The sequence below is a fragment of the Pseudomonas sp. AF03-9 genome (assembly GCF_020515815.1).
Taxonomy (GTDB): domain Bacteria; phylum Pseudomonadota; class Gammaproteobacteria; order Pseudomonadales; family Pseudomonadaceae; genus Aquipseudomonas.
On the sequence record NZ_JAHPJF010000011.1, the window covers coordinates 18,429 to 32,360 of the forward strand.

The window sequence follows — 13,932 nt, forward strand, 5'->3', positions numbered from 1 at the left end:
GTCTCCATGAACACAGCGCGAACCTCTCCCTCCAACTGGGCCGCCTTGCTGTCCGGTGCAAACGGCGTACGCTCACTGGCCCTGGCAGGCGGCGTGGTGCTGCATGCGATCAACGTCTACATCGCCACCACCATTTTGCCGTCAGTGGTGCAGGACATCGGCGGCATCGACTATTACGCCTGGAACACCACGCTGTTTGTCGCCGCCTCGATCCTCGGGTCGGCGTTGTCTGCGCGCCTGCTTGGCCGCCTGGGGCCGCGCGGGGCTTACCTGTTTGCCAGCCTGGTGTTCGCCGGCGGCGCATTGGCCTGCGCGTTTGCGCCTTCCATGCCGGTGATGCTGGTCGGACGGCTGGTCCAGGGCCTGGGCGGCGGGTTCTTGTTTGCGCTGTCCTACGCGATGATTCGCCTGGTCTTCGATGAACGCTTGTGGCCACGGGCGATGGCGTTGGTCTCGGGGATGTGGGGCGTCGCAACGCTGGTCGGGCCCGCGGTGGGCGGCGTGTTCGCCGAAATGGGCATCTGGCGGGCGGCGTTCTGGTCCTTGATTCCAGTGGCCGGGTTGTTCGCCGTGCTGGCCGCCGCCGTACTGCCTGGGCGCAGTACAGAGCGCGTTGAGCCAACACCGTTGCCGATCACGCAGTTGGGGTGGCTGACGGCGGCGGTACTGGCGGTGTCGGCCGGCAGTGTCTCTGCCACCCTGCCCCCAAACCTGCTGGGGCTCGCAGCGGCCGCCCTGTTCACTGGCCTGCTGATCATCACGGAAAGCCGCGCCCGCCATCGACTGTTGCCCGCCGGCGCCTTTCGGCTGACCACTGCACTTGGCGCGCTGTACGCCACGATGGCGTTGTTGGCGGTTGCCGTCACCAGTGGCGAAATCTTTGTACCGCTGTTTCTTCAAGTCCTGCACCACCAGTCGCCACTGCTGGCCGGTTACCTTGCCGCACTGATGGCGGCCGGCTGGACGCTGGGCTCAATCGCCAGCGCAGGCATAACGGGCGCGAATGTTCGCCGGGCAATCCTCGCCGGACCGATCCTGGGTGTGGTGGGCATGCTGGCGCTGGCGCTGCTGATGCCTGGCGAAAGCCACGGCGATGCTCAGACGCTTGTGCCGATCTGCGTGGCCCTGATCCTGATCGGCCTGGGGGTGGGCCTGGCATGGCCGCACTTGTTGACCCGGGTGTTCCAAGTGGCGCCCGCCGGCGAACAGGACCTGGCCTCTGCGTCCATTACCACGGTGCAACTGTTCGCCACCGCGTTTGGCGCAGCACTGGCGGGCATGGTCGCGAACATCGCGGGGCTCACCGACCCCGGCGGAATCGAAGGCACGGCAAGCGCAGCGGTGTGGTTGTTTGGGCTGTTTGCGCTGGCACCGGTGGTGGGTGTGCTGATTGCCAGGCCGGTGGTTCGACTGATCGGTTAGTGGCTGCTGATGCTTGTGTGGGCGCTGGCTTGTGTGGGAGCTGGCTTGCCTGCGATAGCGACTTATCAGTGCCAAACCGGCTGACTGACACGCCCTCATCGCGGGCAAGCCCGCTCCCACATTTTTTGACCGTGTTCCAATTGGGGTTACTGGCGTTTTGTCATGGTTCGTAAAGGGCCAGCAAGTCGTGTCGCTTTAAATTGCGGGACGTTTCCGAGACAATCCCCGCCGCCTTGTGCCTGCTGGAATCGGTGGCTAGTCTGCGGTCCGTCACTGCCAATTCAGTGACCGGGTTTAGCAGCCTGACTTCAATAGGCACACGGTTCACATCTGCATTTATGGTGGCTGTGCGCGGGGCACCTTCGGGTGCGCTGGTTTTCCTATTGACCGGTCTGCTAACCCGCGTACAGCTACCACCCACGTTTAGCAGCGTTGACGGTAGCTCCATTGCCCAATAGGAGTTACACCATGAACAAAGCCCTACCCGACCCACCCATCGACCCCGCCAAAGACCGCGCCGCCTTCAACCGCGCCATCGACCATTACCTGCCAGCCCAAGGCTTCCACTCGGTCAACGAAGACCTGAGTTTCGAAGACGCCCTGCTCTACACCGCCAGTTTGCTGGACAGTGCTTCGGCGACAGCGCTGGATTGTGGCGAACAGTTGGAGAGCCCCGAACGGGCGAAGATTCTGGCGGTGTGGCACCTGCTGGAGATTGCCCGCACCACGGTGGATCGCTCCATCAACTGCCTGAAACTCGTTTAAACATGTGGGAGCTGGCTTGCCTGCGATAGCGGTCTATCAGTGCCAAACAGGCTAACTGACACTCCCTCATCGCGGGCAAGCCCGCTCCCACAGTGTGACCGCGTACAGGCTTTGGTTATTTGGGGAACGATCAAAAAATGTAACAGCTGCTACGGTTTTCATTCTCATAGCGCCACGACTGGATAACGCCCTCACCCGATACGAGCACAGAGTATCGACAGTCGCGGATCCAGGTCACGAAGTAGCGCTGGCCATCGCCCTCCTTCACAACCTGGTCATAGACTTTGTTCTTGTTGACCGGGGACCAATAGGAGTCGCCACAGCCGCGTCTGCAGTCGTCATAGAGGTGGGCATCGAAGCGCGTGCCGACAAACGCGTTCCTGACGCCCGTCCATGCCGAGTGAGACGGCGCACAGCCCGCCAGCAACGAGCCCAACAAGGCGATACCCATGATTGCTTTCAACGCATTCTCCAGTGGACGGGGATAGTCATTTATCGTGACGCCGGGCTGGTTTCATCTTCTTTATAAGTTGAAACCAGCATGTAGAGGGCGACCAGCAACGCCTAAACCAGCGTCAACATAGACAACCAGAAAACCCCATATCGGGCCATATACGCGTCGAGGCCAATGACCTCCTCAGAGACTCGAACCTGTGCCACGCCATCGCTGTAGCCGATGTGCACGTCTTTCTCCATGAGCGTTTTCAGATCACCCTGAAAATAAATCCAGATCCGGTAGACGCCGTTTTGCACAATCGCCGGAATCTCCACGCTGCTCAGCAAATCCGGTTTGAGGGTATCGATACGTGATTCGTCGCGGATCTGAACGACGCCTTTCTCAGGTAGCTTGATGTGCACTTCCTTGATCACCTTGCTGCCGGTGTTCCTGAGGGTGATCAACAGCCTGACGGGGTAGTTGTCAGGTCCCCTTTCGAACGGCGCGTCGAACACGGCCAGATAGGGGGCCTGGCTCAGGTCAACAATTTTGTTGATCTGTTCGTGGCTGAGGGCACCGTTGCCGGCATGCTTGATGTCGTCATACAGGCGCGTGTAATCGAGGTGTTCCTTAACCGTGTCCAAGCGCTCGGTGAAGAGACGTGGCGCACTGTCGTATTGGTAGGAAAGATCGGCCTCGAGTTTGTTGTCGTCCTTGAGCACCATGTACATGCTCAGGACTGACAGCAGCGCGCCCGGCAAGGCCAGCAATACTCCGAATTTTACCCAGCTCAACGTGGCATTTCCCTATTGATTGACTTAACTGTGTTCGCTCGCTGGGTGAGCGTGCCAAGTTCCTTCAAGTAGAGCAAGAGAAGCCAAGACCTGCGCGCCGTTCCAGGCGCAGAAAAAAGTGTGGGAGCTGGCTTGCCTGCGATAGCGGTGCATCAGTGCCAAACTGGCTGGCTGACACACCCCTATCGCGGGCAAGCCCGCTCCCACATGTTGAACCGCGTACAGGCTTCAGTTATTTGGAGACCGGCATGGCGAACTCGGCGCCTTGCTCGATGCTCTCCGACCAGCGCTGCATGATCGACTTCTGCTTGGTGTAGAACCGCACACCCTCAGTGCCGTAGGCATGCATGTCGCCAAACAGGCTTTTCTTCCAGCCGCCAAAACCATGCCACGCCATCGGCACCGGGATCGGCACGTTGATGCCGACCATGCCCACTTCAATGCGCCGGGCAAACTCGCGGGCGATGTTGCCGTCGCGGGTAAAGCAGCTCACGCCGTTGCCAAATTCGTGTTCGTTGACCAGTTTCACCGCTTCGCCGAAGTCGCTCACGCGCACGCAGGCCAGCACCGGGCCGAAGATTTCTTCGCGGTAGATGCTCATTTCCTGGGTCACGTGGTCGAACAGCGTCGCGCCCAGCCAGAAGCCATTTTCCAGGCCGGCTTCGGTCGGCACGTAATCACGGCCATCTAGCAGCAATTGTGCGCCGGCCTGCACGCCTTGTTCGATATAGCCGCTGATGCGTTCCAGGGCCGCGCGGGACACGATCGGGCCCATCTCGGCTTTCAAATCGCGGCCATCGGTGATGCGCAGTTGCTTGGCGCGCTCGGTCAGGGCGGCGATGACTTTGTCACCCACATCGCCCACCAACACTGCCACGGAGATCGCCATGCAGCGTTCGCCGGCACTGCCGTAGGCCGCGCCCATCAAGGCATCCACAGTTTTTTCGATATCGGCGTCGGGCATCACCACCATGTGGTTTTTCGCGCCACCCAGGCCTTGCACGCGCTTGCCGTGGCGGGCGCCGGTTTCGTAGATGTATTGCGCAATCGGCGTCGAGCCGACAAAGCTCACTGCCTTGACGTCCGGGTGTTCGATCAAGGCGTCGACCGATTCCTTGTCGCCCTGCACCACGTTGAACACGCCTTTTGGCAGCCCGGCTTCATGCAGCAACTCGGCCATGAACAACGACGCGCTTGGGTCAGTCGGGCTTGGCTTGAGGATGAAGGTGTTACCCGCCGCGATGGCAATCGGGTACATCCACATCGGCACCATCACCGGGAAGTTGAACGGCGTCACGCCCGCTACAACGCCCAGCGGCTGGCGCATGGTCCAGTTGTCCATGCCACGGGAAACCTGGTCGGAATACTCGCCCTTGAGCAGGTTCGGAATACCGCAGGCGAACTCCAGAATGTCGATACCACGGTCCACTTCGCCCTGGGCGTCGGTGAACACCTTGCCGTGTTCGGCAACGATGATGCGCGCCAGGTCGTCCTTGCGTTCACGCAGCAGGTGCAGGTACTCGAACAGCACGCGGGCGCGGCGGATCGGCGGGGTGTCGGCCCAACCGGCGAAGGCGGCCTGGGCAGCGGCAACGGCTTCGGCCACGGTCTGGCGGCTGGCCAGGGCGACGCGGCCGGTCTTTTCACCGGTGGCCGGGTTGAAGACGTCCTGATAACGATCATCGCGGGACACGCGCTGGTCGTTGATGTAGTGCTCGATTGTAGTTGTCATGGCAGTAGATCCCAGGTGGGTAGCATGCAGGTCAGTAAGTCAGACACACGATAGGCTTTCGCTTTGTTCCTAACCAGAGCAGAATCCTGAACTTATTGTCCACATACGCGAACAATCCCATCATGGAAAAGGCTGAGATCGAAGGGCTGTGGACCCATATCCACTGGCTGTCAGTACTGGAAGAGCAAGGCACCTACACTGCCGCCGCCGCCCGCCTGGGTGTGAGCAAGTCCGCTGTGAGCCAGCGCATTTCCGACCTGGAAAAAGCCACCGGCACCCGCCTGGTCACCCGCACGACACGCAGCGTGCGCCTGACAGACGCGGGGTTGTCGCTGACCCGCGAAGTACGCAGCGCCTACGCACAAATCGCGCGCAGCTTCTCGTCGGTGCGCGACTCGGTCGGAGAGATTCGCGGGCTGGTGCGCCTGACCGCGCCGGTGGCCTTCGCTCGTCAGCAACTGGTGCCGCATCTGTCGGACTTTTTGCAGCAGTACCCGCAGGTGCGTATCCAGCTGGACGTATCCGACGCCCTGAGTTCACTCGCTGCCGAAGGCTACGACCTGGCGGTGCGCCATGGTTTCCAGGTGCCGGAAACCCATGTGGCGTGGAAGCTGTGCGACACCACTTCGGTGTTGGTCGCGACCCAAGACTACCTGCAACGCCACGGTGAACCCCGCGAGCCGGGCGAGTTGTCCGCGCATAACTGCCTGTTCTACCCACGCGGCACCGACCAGCCCGCCTGGACCTTCGAGCGCGGCACAAAACACCTCGAACGCCTCACGGTGCCGATCTCCGGCAGTTTCGCCACCAATAACAGCGAAGCCCTGCGAGACTCGGCCCTCAATCACCTGGGCATCGCCCTGCTCCCGGATTTCAGCGCGCATGCCGCGCTGGCCAGCGGCAAGTTGGTGCAGGTGCTCAAGGACTGGACGCTCAAGGGCGCGTTTGCCGATGAGATTTACCTGATCCGGCCGTATTCGCCCCATGTGCCGAAGTCAGTGAGTGTGTTGGTCGGGTATTTGAAGGACAAACTGTCGGGCGGATTCAGGTTCACAGGCTGAGGTTTAGCGCTTGCCGGATAGAACCAATAGTCCATAATGGACAAATTAGTTTAATCACGGAGCATCCCATGCCCAGCACGCCTCAAGTGATCAACCAAACCCAGGCCCGCGAGCTGCTCGCCCAAGTCGATGTACCGCAGATCCTGCACAAGCTGTTCCGCGACCTGGCCGCCGGGCAGGCGGTGCAGCCGGCGCAACAGTTAGTCGAATTTCCACAGGGTGCCGGCGACTTCATCAACTACCTGGGCGTGCTGGCCGAGGAAGGCGTTTATGGCGTCAAGACCTCACCGTATATCGTGCGTGAACAGGGGCCACTGGTGACGGCGTGGACGCTGTTGATGTCGATGCACACCGGCCAACCCCTGCTGCTGTGCGATGCCGCCGAGTTGACCACCGCCCGCACGGCCGCAACGACCGCGTTGGCGGTGGAGGCGTTGGCGCCTCTGTCGGCACGGCGCTTGGCGATAATCGGCAGTGGCAAGGTGGCCCAGGCGCATCTGCATTACGTGAAAAACCTCCGGGACTGGCAAAGCATCCGCGCATTTTCGCCAAGCCTGGGCGCAGCTGCACCGCAGGCCATCGCCCACCTCAACAGCCTGGACCCACGGCTGACCATCGCGCCTACGTGCGATGCGGCTGTGGACGACGCCGACGTGATCCTGCTGTGCACCTCATCCGCCGGGCCGGTGATCGATCCAAGCCGCCTGGGCAAGCCGGCGTTGATCACCTCCATCAGCACCAACGCCCCGCGCGCCCACGAAGTACCACCCGAATCCCTGAACGGCATGCAGGTATTTTGCGACTATCGCCAGACCACCCCAGGCTCGGCCGGGGAAATGCTCATCGCCGCCGAACAGCACGGCTGGGACAAACGCCACATCGTCGGCGACCTGCCCGAACTGCTCAGCGAACACGTACCGCGCCCGTCCTACGACCGTCACGTATTCTTCCGCTCCATCGGCCTGGGCCTGGAAGACATCGCATTGGCCAATGCACTCTGGAGACACTTATGAGCCACGCAGATTTCATCATCATCGGCGGCGGCATTGCCGGCGCGTCCACGGGTTTCTGGTTGTCGCCGCACGGCAAGGTGCTGGTGCTGGAGCGTGAAAGCCATCCGGGTTATCACTCCACCGGGCGTTCGGCGGCGCTCTACACTGCCGCCTATGGCACCGCGCAAGTGCGCGCGTTGACCCTGGCCAGCCGCGCGTTTTTCGACAACCCGCCGCCGGGTTTCTGCGAACACCCGCTGCTGACGCCACGGGGCGAAATCACCGTCGACTTTATCGGCGACGCGGCCGAATTGAACGCCCAGTACCTGAGCGCCAAGGCGACCGTGGCACAGGTTGAACTGCTCAGCGCCGACGAAGCCTGCGCGAAAATGCCGATTCTGCGCCGCGAAAAAGTCCACGGCGCGCTGTACGACCCGACCGCCAGCGACATCGACACCGACGCGCTGCACCAGGGCTACCTGCGTGGCATCCGCCGCAACGGCGGCGAGGTGCGCACCGACAGCCACGTCATCGGCTTGAGCCGTGACGCCGCCGGCCTCTGGCAGGTGCAAACCGGCGATACCACCTACAGCGCGCCCGTCATCATCAACGCCGCCGGTGCCTGGGCCGACAGGCTCGGTGCGCTGGCCGGCGCCGCGCCTATCGGCCTGCAACCCAAGCGCCGCTCGGCCTTCATCTTTGCCGGCCCCGAAGGCGTCGACAGCCACCACTGGCCGATGCTGGTGGCGCTGGACGAATCCTTCTACATGAAACCCGACGCCGGCATGTTCCTCGGCTCGCCGGCCAACGCCGACCCGGTCGAACCCCAGGACATCCAGCCCGAAGAGCTGGACATCGCCATGGGCATCTACCAGATCGAAGAAGCCACCACCCTGACCATCCGCCGCCCGACGCGTACCTGGGCCGGGCTGCGCAGCTTTGTGCAGGATGGCGATTTGCTTGCAGGTTTCGATACCGTGGTGCCCGGCCTGTTCTGGGTGGCAGCACAAGGCGGGTATGGCATCCAGACTTCCCCGGCCATGGGCCAGGCCAGCGCGGCGCTGGTGCGCGGGGCGCCATTGCCGGAGCCACTGACGCGGTTCGGCCTCGACGCTGGTATGCTCTCCCCCGCACGCCTGGAGCCCCATTGATGAACAGCGCCGAACAAGAACAGATCATGCAGAACTTCCGGGCGATGGCCGACGCCATCGCCACGCTGTTTTTTCCCCACGCCGAAGCAGTGCTGCACGATTTGCGCTCGCAAAAGGTCGACTACATCGCCAACAACCTGTCGAAACGGGCAATTGGCGACGACTCGGCGCTGGAGGACATGCTCAGTGACGACATCAGCGACGTCAATATCGGCCCGTACGAAAAGCTCAATTGGGATGGTCAGAAAATTCGCAGCCTGAGCACCGTGCTGCACGACCACACAGGTCGGCGCCTGGCGGTGCTGTGCATCAACCTGAATATTTCACTGTTTGAAAACGCCAAGGCGGCGCTGGACCTGTTTCTCTCGCCGAGCAAACTGATCCCACAGCCGGACTCGCTGTTTCGCGATGATTGGCAAGAGCGCATCAACACGTTTTTGCATGCCTGGATGCGCGAGCGGCAACTGAGCCTCAACCTGCTGACCCGCGACCACAAGCGCGAACTGGTGCTGGCGCTGCATGCCGAGGGCGCGTTCAAAGGCAAGAGCGCCTCGAACTACGTGGCCAACGTGCTGGGCATGGGGCGGGCGACGGTCTACAAACACCTCAAGGAATTGAAAGGCCATTGAGGCACCTCGGTCGTAGTGAGCGGGCTTGCCCCGCGCTGGGCGGCGCAGCCGCCCCAAACGATCCACCGCGGTGTTTCAGGAAGACCGAGGAGCCTGGATTTGGGGCGGCTGCGCCGCCCAGCGCGGGCAAGCCCGCTCACTACAATAGGGGGTGCCGGGTTGTGTAGGCATCAATCGCCGTAGATGTCGGACTTGAAGTACTGCTGCGAAATCTTCTGGTACTCACCGCTCGCCCGAATCCCGTCAATCGCCGCGTTCAACTGCGTGACCAACGCCTCATTGCCCTTGCGCACCGCGATCCCCGCGCCCTCGCCCACGTATTTCGGGTCCTTCAGCTCGGGCCCGACAAACGCATAGCCCTTGCCCCGAGGCATCTGCAGGAAGTCATTCAGCGGGATGGTGTCGGCAAAGATCGCATCCAGCCGACCGGCCGCCAGGTCCATGTAGATTTCTTCGTTATTGCTGTAGCGCTTGACGGTGATGCCCTTGGGTTCAAATACCTCGGTGGCATAACGGTCGGTGGTGGTCGCACGCTGCACGCCGATGGTCTTGCCCTTGAGGCTGGCGTAGCCGTCATCCACCACCGCGCCGTCCTTCATCACCAGCCGCGACGAGGTGAAATAGTACTTGTGGGTGAAGTCCACCGACTTCTTGCGGTCTTCATTGATGGTCATGGACGACAAGGCCATGTCGATTTTCTTCACCTTGAGGGACGGAATCAGACCATCGAACTCACCTTCGATCCACACACACTTGACCTTCATCTGCGCGCACAGGGCGTTGCCAATGTCGTAGTCAAAACCGACGATCTCGCCTTTTTCCGTCTTGGAGGCAAACGGTGGGTACGCCGCTTCAATGCCGATGCGCAGGGTTTTCTCGGCTGCCATCAACGGGCAGGACGCAAGCAGGCCCAAGGCCAGGGCGGTGATGAGGGGGAGTTTCTTCATGATGAGGTTCTCGCGGGTTGTTGTTGGTTTGGCAAGAGAGAAGAAAGCGCTGCTGCAACTGTTTTGTACTTATAATTCCATACTGGACTTTTACGTCTTCATCGTCAATCGCAGTTGTAGCGCGTGTGTACCAACACCCGGGTAAACGCCGGCGCGGCCCGCGCCCCTTCCCGCGCACCGCGAATCCAACGCACCGCCGCCGCCAGTTCGCCGACGAAATCATGGGACACCACGTAGTCCATCACCCCGGATTCGAGCATCGCCCGCGTATGCCCGGTCAACTCGTGGCCGACGAATACCGGGCGCTGCTCGGCGGGAATCGTGCCGATGGCCTGGGCCACGCCACGGTTGGCGCCGGCCACGTTGTAGATTGCCGCCGGGTAGTCGTGCTTGGAGAAATAGCGCAGCAACTGCTCGGCGGTGGTCTGCGGGCTGTCGTCGGACATCATTCGCTCGTCGATTTTCAAGTGCGGGAACTCCGCGCGCAGCACCCGTCGAAAGCCCATCTCCCGCTCCTGTTGGCAGCGAAACGCCATGCTCGTGACCAGCAGGATCTTGGCCCTCTGCCGCGCCAGTCGATTGCCGATCAACAGTCCGGCGACGCTACCGGCCGCATATTGATCGTTGCCCACATAGGCACTGCGCCCCGAGTTGGGCAGGTCCGTGGTCAGGCAGACCACGGGGATCGCCTGGCGACACAAGGCGCGGATGGCACGATTGATCGCCGGGTGTTCGCGGCACACCACTATCACACCGTCGGCCGTGGCGCCGTCGGCCTGCACCTGGTCGGCCAATGCCGCAGGATCGACCTGATTGCTCGGCACGTAGCTGCCGTGCACCACCACGCCGGGGGTCGAACTGTTGATCTCCTCCTGCGCACTGGCCAGCGTGGCGTTGAAGGTTTCCCCCGACTCACAGAACAGTTTGATATGCAGGGTGGCCGTGCCGTTGGCCAGGTCCTGCTTGAGCTTGTCCAACGCCGCCAGCACCTTGAGCCGGGTATTTTCGCGCACCCCGGCGCGGTTATTGAGTACGCGGTCCACGGTAGCGACGCCGACCCTGGCAACCCTGGCGATCTGCTCCACGGTAGGGCCCTTCCAGAGTTGCGTGGAGCTTTGCTGAGGCATGGCGGCGCATCCTGAATGATGTAAATACCCTCCGTTATAAACCGCAAACCTCTATTTATGCAGTTTTTTAAGCGTCCCTATTTGATGGTTTTCACATCAGACTTTGCCCTTGCTCAGCCTTGAACACGGCGTGGTCGCTGCGAATAATCGCCTCACAACAACCACAACACTCCGTCAGGAATCGCGCTATGAAACTGGGATTTGTCACCGACACCCTGGGCAACCTGCCCTTGGGCGATGTGCTCAAGCACGCCGAACGCATGGGCCTGTCCGGCCTGGAAGTGAACACCGGCGGCTGGTCCACCGCGCCACACTTGAACCTCAAGCACATGCTCGACAGCAACGCCGCCCGCCGCGATTTCACCCGCAGTTTCGAGCAGCACAACCTGGAAATCATCGCGCTGAACGCCAACGGCAACCCGCTGCATCCGACCCAGCCGGAGCAGGCGCAGTGCCTCAAGGACACGATTCGCCTGGCCGGTGAGCTGGGGATCAAGACCGTGTGCACCATGTCCGGCCTGCCCGAAGGCCAGGCCGGCGACCGCATGCCCAATTGGGTCGTAGCCTCGTGGCCGCCAGAGACGCAAACCATCCTGCGCTACCAATGGGAAGAGCGCCTGCTGCCGTTCTGGAGCGAGATCGCCGACCTGGCCAAGGCCCACGGCGTGGAGCGCATCGCCCTCGAATTGCACGGCAGCCAGTGCGTGTTCAACGTGCGCTCGCTGCTCAAGCTGCGCAACGCCATCGGCCCGGTGATCGGCGCCAACCTCGACCCGTCGCACCTGTTCTGGATGGGTGCCGACCCACTGGCCGCCGCCGATGCCCTGGGCGATGCGCTGTACCACGTGCACGCCAAGGACACCCTGCTCAACACGCCGGTGCAGGCGGTGGATTCGCTGCTGGAAAACGGCTCGCTGATGGACGTGTCGGCACGCAGTTGGTCCTACATTACCCTCGGTTTCGGCCATGGCGAGCAGTGGTGGCGGCAGTTCTGCTATCGCCTGAAAATGGCCGGCTACGACGGTTGGCTGTCCATCGAACACGAGGATGTGCTGCTCAACAGCCTCGAAGGCCTGGAGAAATCTGTGGCGCTGCTGCAAGGGGTGATGCCGGTGGCGGCCAGCGATTTCAAACCTCAGGCGATCTGAGCCCCCTCACTGCCGTTTGGCGATAATGCGCGTTGCTCGATGTGACCAGCAACAGCCGCATGGAAGTCGGCCTGGCGCGTGGCGCCTATCAGGTCGAGTTCGACCGCATGGCCGGCGGCAGGCCGGCCTCATCCGGTGGCCAGGAGCTGGGGGTGGATGAGTTCAGTTTCTGGTGCGACAACAGCTTGCCCCATGCCGAGAAGAAAAAGTCGCTGGAGCGGTTTATCAAGCATGTGGTGCCGGCGTTTCGTTGAGCGGCAGTGAGTGCAACGGCCCGCGCAACGGGGGCCGTTTCGGCTCAGTCGGCCATGACGACGAGATTGCCGTTGCCCCGGTCGCTGTAGCGCACCGCCCTCGCCTGCTGCAAGGCCTGCGCTACGTCACCGTTGGTTAATTGGGCGACGACAGGACAAGTCACACATCTGTGGACATCGGGGGGGCTGTTCAACGATGTGAGTAGCACGCTGAAGGTCCACTCATCTTCATATCCTTCGAAGTCGTCACAGTGCCAGCGGATCAGACGGCCGTGGTCGACAATCACAGCCAGGCCCTCCACCTCGACCGGAAAATAGAACCCGTAATTTGGCAGCACCAAAGGCGTTGCCCAGAAGCCAACGTGAACCAACGGCTCAACGTTACCCGGCACATCAGTCCCGAAACCACTCAGGCTGATCTGCAACACCAGATAGCCGTAAATGTCATTGCTGCCTTTGCGGTATATCGGCATCGAGTAGCCCATTTCCTGCCGTACCCACTTCTCGGCATCGTAGATGCCGGACTGCGAAGACCAGGTTGCAGGCGTCCAAAAATCCGCTGCCAGCTCCTGATGCAACGCACGACTCAGCTCAGCCTTGATCGCCGTCGCCAGCCGCGTGCATTCCTCGCCGACCTCAATGAGAAAGATCTGTGCCTTGCGGATCGATTGGCCTATTTCAGACATGGGTAGTGCTCCAGATTCGGCGGCGTCAGATGATCAAAACCGGAAAAGCCCGCCCAGAAAAACGGCTGGCCAGGCAAGGCTTCAGGGAGCTCGGGCGCGGCAAGCTTCGAGAAACCGCTGAAGGGCGCAATGTGCAGCAGTTTCAGAAATGCGCAGGCTTGTCGGGCCCACTTTTGCAGCGGGCCGTCCAGTGCGTTCAACAGGTCCGCGACCTGATGCCAGGGCCGCAGCATGAGCCTGCCGTTCCATACGTCATTGCTCAGCGCACTCTCCCCGGCACTGACGTCCGGCGCGATGAACAGGTGATAGGCCGACGCGCGCTCAGCCGCGCTCAGGTACTGCGTCCACTGCTGCTGGAGCTGATCAGGCGGGCTCAGCGGCGAGCGCCATTTCAGTTCCACGATCAACGTTCGCGACGCTCCGCACGGCCAGTGCAAACGCACCACCAGGTCCGGCTCAATCCCATCCTTGAGCCAGAAATCCATGCTGGCGGTACTCACCACACCATCCGGAAATGGCAGTGGCAGCGCCTTCTCGCGATACTCAACCAACGCCCGCCAGAATTCACCAATGGCCACATCCGGCAAAAACGCCAGTGGCGAAAAAATCAATGAAGTGATTTCGTCTTCGGCGGCGATGCGTTTTTCTTCGCCGTCACGAATCCCGCGATAGCGTTGATACAAGCGGCTTTTGTTCTGCGTGAAGGCGTGCAGCATCGTGGATGATCAACCTCGGACAACTGAGAAGTGCCGGCGATGGTAACACCCTCATCGGGGGCAAGCCCCCGA

At 61.6% G+C, this 13,932-nt stretch carries 14 protein-coding genes and 2 pseudogenes; 9 read left to right on the forward strand and 7 right to left on the reverse strand.

The window, feature by feature from the left end:
- Window positions 1-6 precede the first annotated feature (6 nt).
- Both LIY36_RS14000 and LIY36_RS14005 read left to right on the forward strand, forming a co-directional pair.
- Window positions 7-1,422 (forward strand): MFS transporter, encoded by a 1,416-nt coding sequence (locus tag LIY36_RS14000; protein ID WP_226456002.1) that lies wholly within the window; start codon window positions 7-9, stop codon window positions 1,420-1,422.
- A gap of 468 nt (window positions 1,423-1,890) precedes the next feature.
- Window positions 1,891-2,187 carry a DUF6124 family protein gene (locus LIY36_RS14005; protein WP_226456003.1) on the forward strand — a complete coding sequence of 99 codons (297 nt, stop codon included), beginning with the start codon at window positions 1,891-1,893 and terminating at the stop codon, window positions 2,185-2,187.
- 130 nt (window positions 2,188-2,317) lie between these two features.
- On the opposite strand, the gene LIY36_RS14010 is transcribed toward LIY36_RS14005, so the two are convergent.
- From LIY36_RS14010 to LIY36_RS14020, 3 genes are all read right to left on the reverse strand, one after another.
- On the reverse strand, window positions 2,318-2,650 hold the full coding sequence (locus LIY36_RS14010; RefSeq protein WP_226456004.1) for a hypothetical protein: 333 nt from the start codon (window positions 2,648-2,650) through the stop codon (window positions 2,318-2,320).
- A 101-nt stretch (window positions 2,651-2,751) separates the two neighbouring features.
- Window positions 2,752-3,417, reverse strand: coding sequence for a hypothetical protein (locus LIY36_RS14015; protein WP_226456005.1), 666 nt, complete (start codon window positions 3,415-3,417; stop codon window positions 2,752-2,754).
- A gap of 232 nt (window positions 3,418-3,649) precedes the next feature.
- Window positions 3,650-5,149, reverse strand: coding sequence for a CoA-acylating methylmalonate-semialdehyde dehydrogenase (locus LIY36_RS14020; RefSeq protein WP_226456006.1), 1,500 nt, complete (start codon window positions 5,147-5,149; stop codon window positions 3,650-3,652).
- Between the two features lie 122 nt (window positions 5,150-5,271).
- On the opposite strand from LIY36_RS14020, the gene LIY36_RS14025 reads away from it, so the two are divergent.
- From LIY36_RS14025 to LIY36_RS14040, 4 genes are all read left to right on the forward strand, one after another.
- On the forward strand, window positions 5,272-6,210 hold the full coding sequence (locus LIY36_RS14025) for a LysR family transcriptional regulator (protein WP_226456007.1): 939 nt from the start codon (window positions 5,272-5,274) through the stop codon (window positions 6,208-6,210).
- 68 nt (window positions 6,211-6,278) lie between these two features.
- Complete coding sequence (locus tag LIY36_RS14030) at window positions 6,279-7,223, forward strand: ornithine cyclodeaminase family protein (protein ID WP_226456008.1); 945 nt, start codon at window positions 6,279-6,281, stop codon at window positions 7,221-7,223.
- Window positions 7,220-8,353 carry an NAD(P)/FAD-dependent oxidoreductase gene (locus LIY36_RS14035; protein WP_226456009.1) on the forward strand — a complete coding sequence of 378 codons (1,134 nt, stop codon included), beginning with the start codon at window positions 7,220-7,222 and terminating at the stop codon, window positions 8,351-8,353. Before LIY36_RS14030 ends, LIY36_RS14035 begins: the two co-directional genes overlap by 4 nt.
- On the forward strand, window positions 8,353-8,982 hold the full coding sequence (locus LIY36_RS14040) for a helix-turn-helix transcriptional regulator (protein WP_192300874.1): 630 nt from the start codon (window positions 8,353-8,355) through the stop codon (window positions 8,980-8,982). The genes LIY36_RS14035 and LIY36_RS14040 overlap by 1 nt, the downstream gene beginning before the upstream one ends.
- A gap of 170 nt (window positions 8,983-9,152) precedes the next feature.
- On the opposite strand, the gene LIY36_RS14045 is transcribed toward LIY36_RS14040, so the two are convergent.
- Both LIY36_RS14045 and LIY36_RS14050 read right to left on the reverse strand, forming a co-directional pair.
- On the reverse strand, window positions 9,153-9,929 hold the full coding sequence (locus tag LIY36_RS14045; RefSeq protein ID WP_226456010.1) for an ABC transporter substrate-binding protein: 777 nt from the start codon (window positions 9,927-9,929) through the stop codon (window positions 9,153-9,155).
- A gap of 104 nt (window positions 9,930-10,033) precedes the next feature.
- On the reverse strand, window positions 10,034-11,056 hold the full coding sequence (locus tag LIY36_RS14050; protein WP_226456011.1) for a LacI family DNA-binding transcriptional regulator: 1,023 nt from the start codon (window positions 11,054-11,056) through the stop codon (window positions 10,034-10,036).
- A gap of 188 nt (window positions 11,057-11,244) precedes the next feature.
- Here LIY36_RS14050 and LIY36_RS14055 point away from each other — a divergent pair, with 188 nt between their 5' ends.
- The 3 genes and pseudogenes from LIY36_RS14055 to LIY36_RS14060 form a co-directional block, all read left to right on the forward strand.
- A complete protein-coding gene (locus LIY36_RS14055; protein ID WP_226456012.1) occupies window positions 11,245-12,204 on the forward strand; it encodes a sugar phosphate isomerase/epimerase family protein in 960 nt (319 codons plus the stop codon).
- Window positions 12,205-12,230: 26 nt separating this feature from the next.
- Window positions 12,231-12,353: pseudogene (locus LIY36_RS27825) on the forward strand (LLM class flavin-dependent oxidoreductase); the annotation flags it as partial.
- Window positions 12,345-12,458, forward strand: a pseudogene (locus tag LIY36_RS14060) (LLM class flavin-dependent oxidoreductase); the annotation flags it as partial. The pseudogenes LIY36_RS27825 and LIY36_RS14060, both read left to right, overlap by 9 nt.
- 44 nt (window positions 12,459-12,502) lie before the next feature.
- Here LIY36_RS14060 and LIY36_RS14065 read toward each other — a convergent pair.
- Entirely contained in the window at window positions 12,503-13,144 is a 642-nt protein-coding gene (locus LIY36_RS14065) for a hypothetical protein (RefSeq protein WP_226456013.1), read from the reverse strand.
- The gene (locus LIY36_RS14070) at window positions 13,132-13,860 is read right to left on the reverse strand and encodes a hypothetical protein (protein WP_226456014.1); all 729 of its coding nucleotides are present in this window, start codon (window positions 13,858-13,860) and stop codon (window positions 13,132-13,134) included. Before LIY36_RS14070 ends, LIY36_RS14065 begins: the two co-directional genes overlap by 13 nt.
- Between the last annotated feature and the right edge of the window lie 72 nt (window positions 13,861-13,932).

Coding starts and splice junctions, on each gene's coding strand:
- LIY36_RS14000 (WP_226456002.1), top strand. CDS start 7: ATGAACACAGCGCGAACCTCTCCCTCCAACTGGGCCGCCTTGCTGTCC.
- LIY36_RS14005 (WP_226456003.1), top strand. CDS start 1,891: ATGAACAAAGCCCTACCCGACCCACCCATCGACCCCGCCAAAGACCGC.
- LIY36_RS14020 (WP_226456006.1), bottom strand. CDS start 5,149: ATGACAACTACAATCGAGCACTACATCAACGACCAGCGCGTGTCCCGC.
- LIY36_RS14025 (WP_226456007.1), top strand. CDS start 5,272: ATGGAAAAGGCTGAGATCGAAGGGCTGTGGACCCATATCCACTGGCTG.
- LIY36_RS14030 (WP_226456008.1), top strand. CDS start 6,279: ATGCCCAGCACGCCTCAAGTGATCAACCAAACCCAGGCCCGCGAGCTG.
- LIY36_RS14035 (WP_226456009.1), top strand. CDS start 7,220: ATGAGCCACGCAGATTTCATCATCATCGGCGGCGGCATTGCCGGCGCG.
- LIY36_RS14040 (WP_192300874.1), top strand. CDS start 8,353: ATGAACAGCGCCGAACAAGAACAGATCATGCAGAACTTCCGGGCGATG.
- LIY36_RS14045 (WP_226456010.1), bottom strand. CDS start 9,929: ATGAAGAAACTCCCCCTCATCACCGCCCTGGCCTTGGGCCTGCTTGCG.
- LIY36_RS14050 (WP_226456011.1), bottom strand. CDS start 11,056: ATGCCTCAGCAAAGCTCCACGCAACTCTGGAAGGGCCCTACCGTGGAG.
- LIY36_RS14055 (WP_226456012.1), top strand. CDS start 11,245: ATGAAACTGGGATTTGTCACCGACACCCTGGGCAACCTGCCCTTGGGC.
- LIY36_RS14065 (WP_226456013.1), bottom strand. CDS start 13,144: ATGTCTGAAATAGGCCAATCGATCCGCAAGGCACAGATCTTTCTCATT.
- LIY36_RS14070 (WP_226456014.1), bottom strand. CDS start 13,860: ATGCTGCACGCCTTCACGCAGAACAAAAGCCGCTTGTATCAACGCTAT.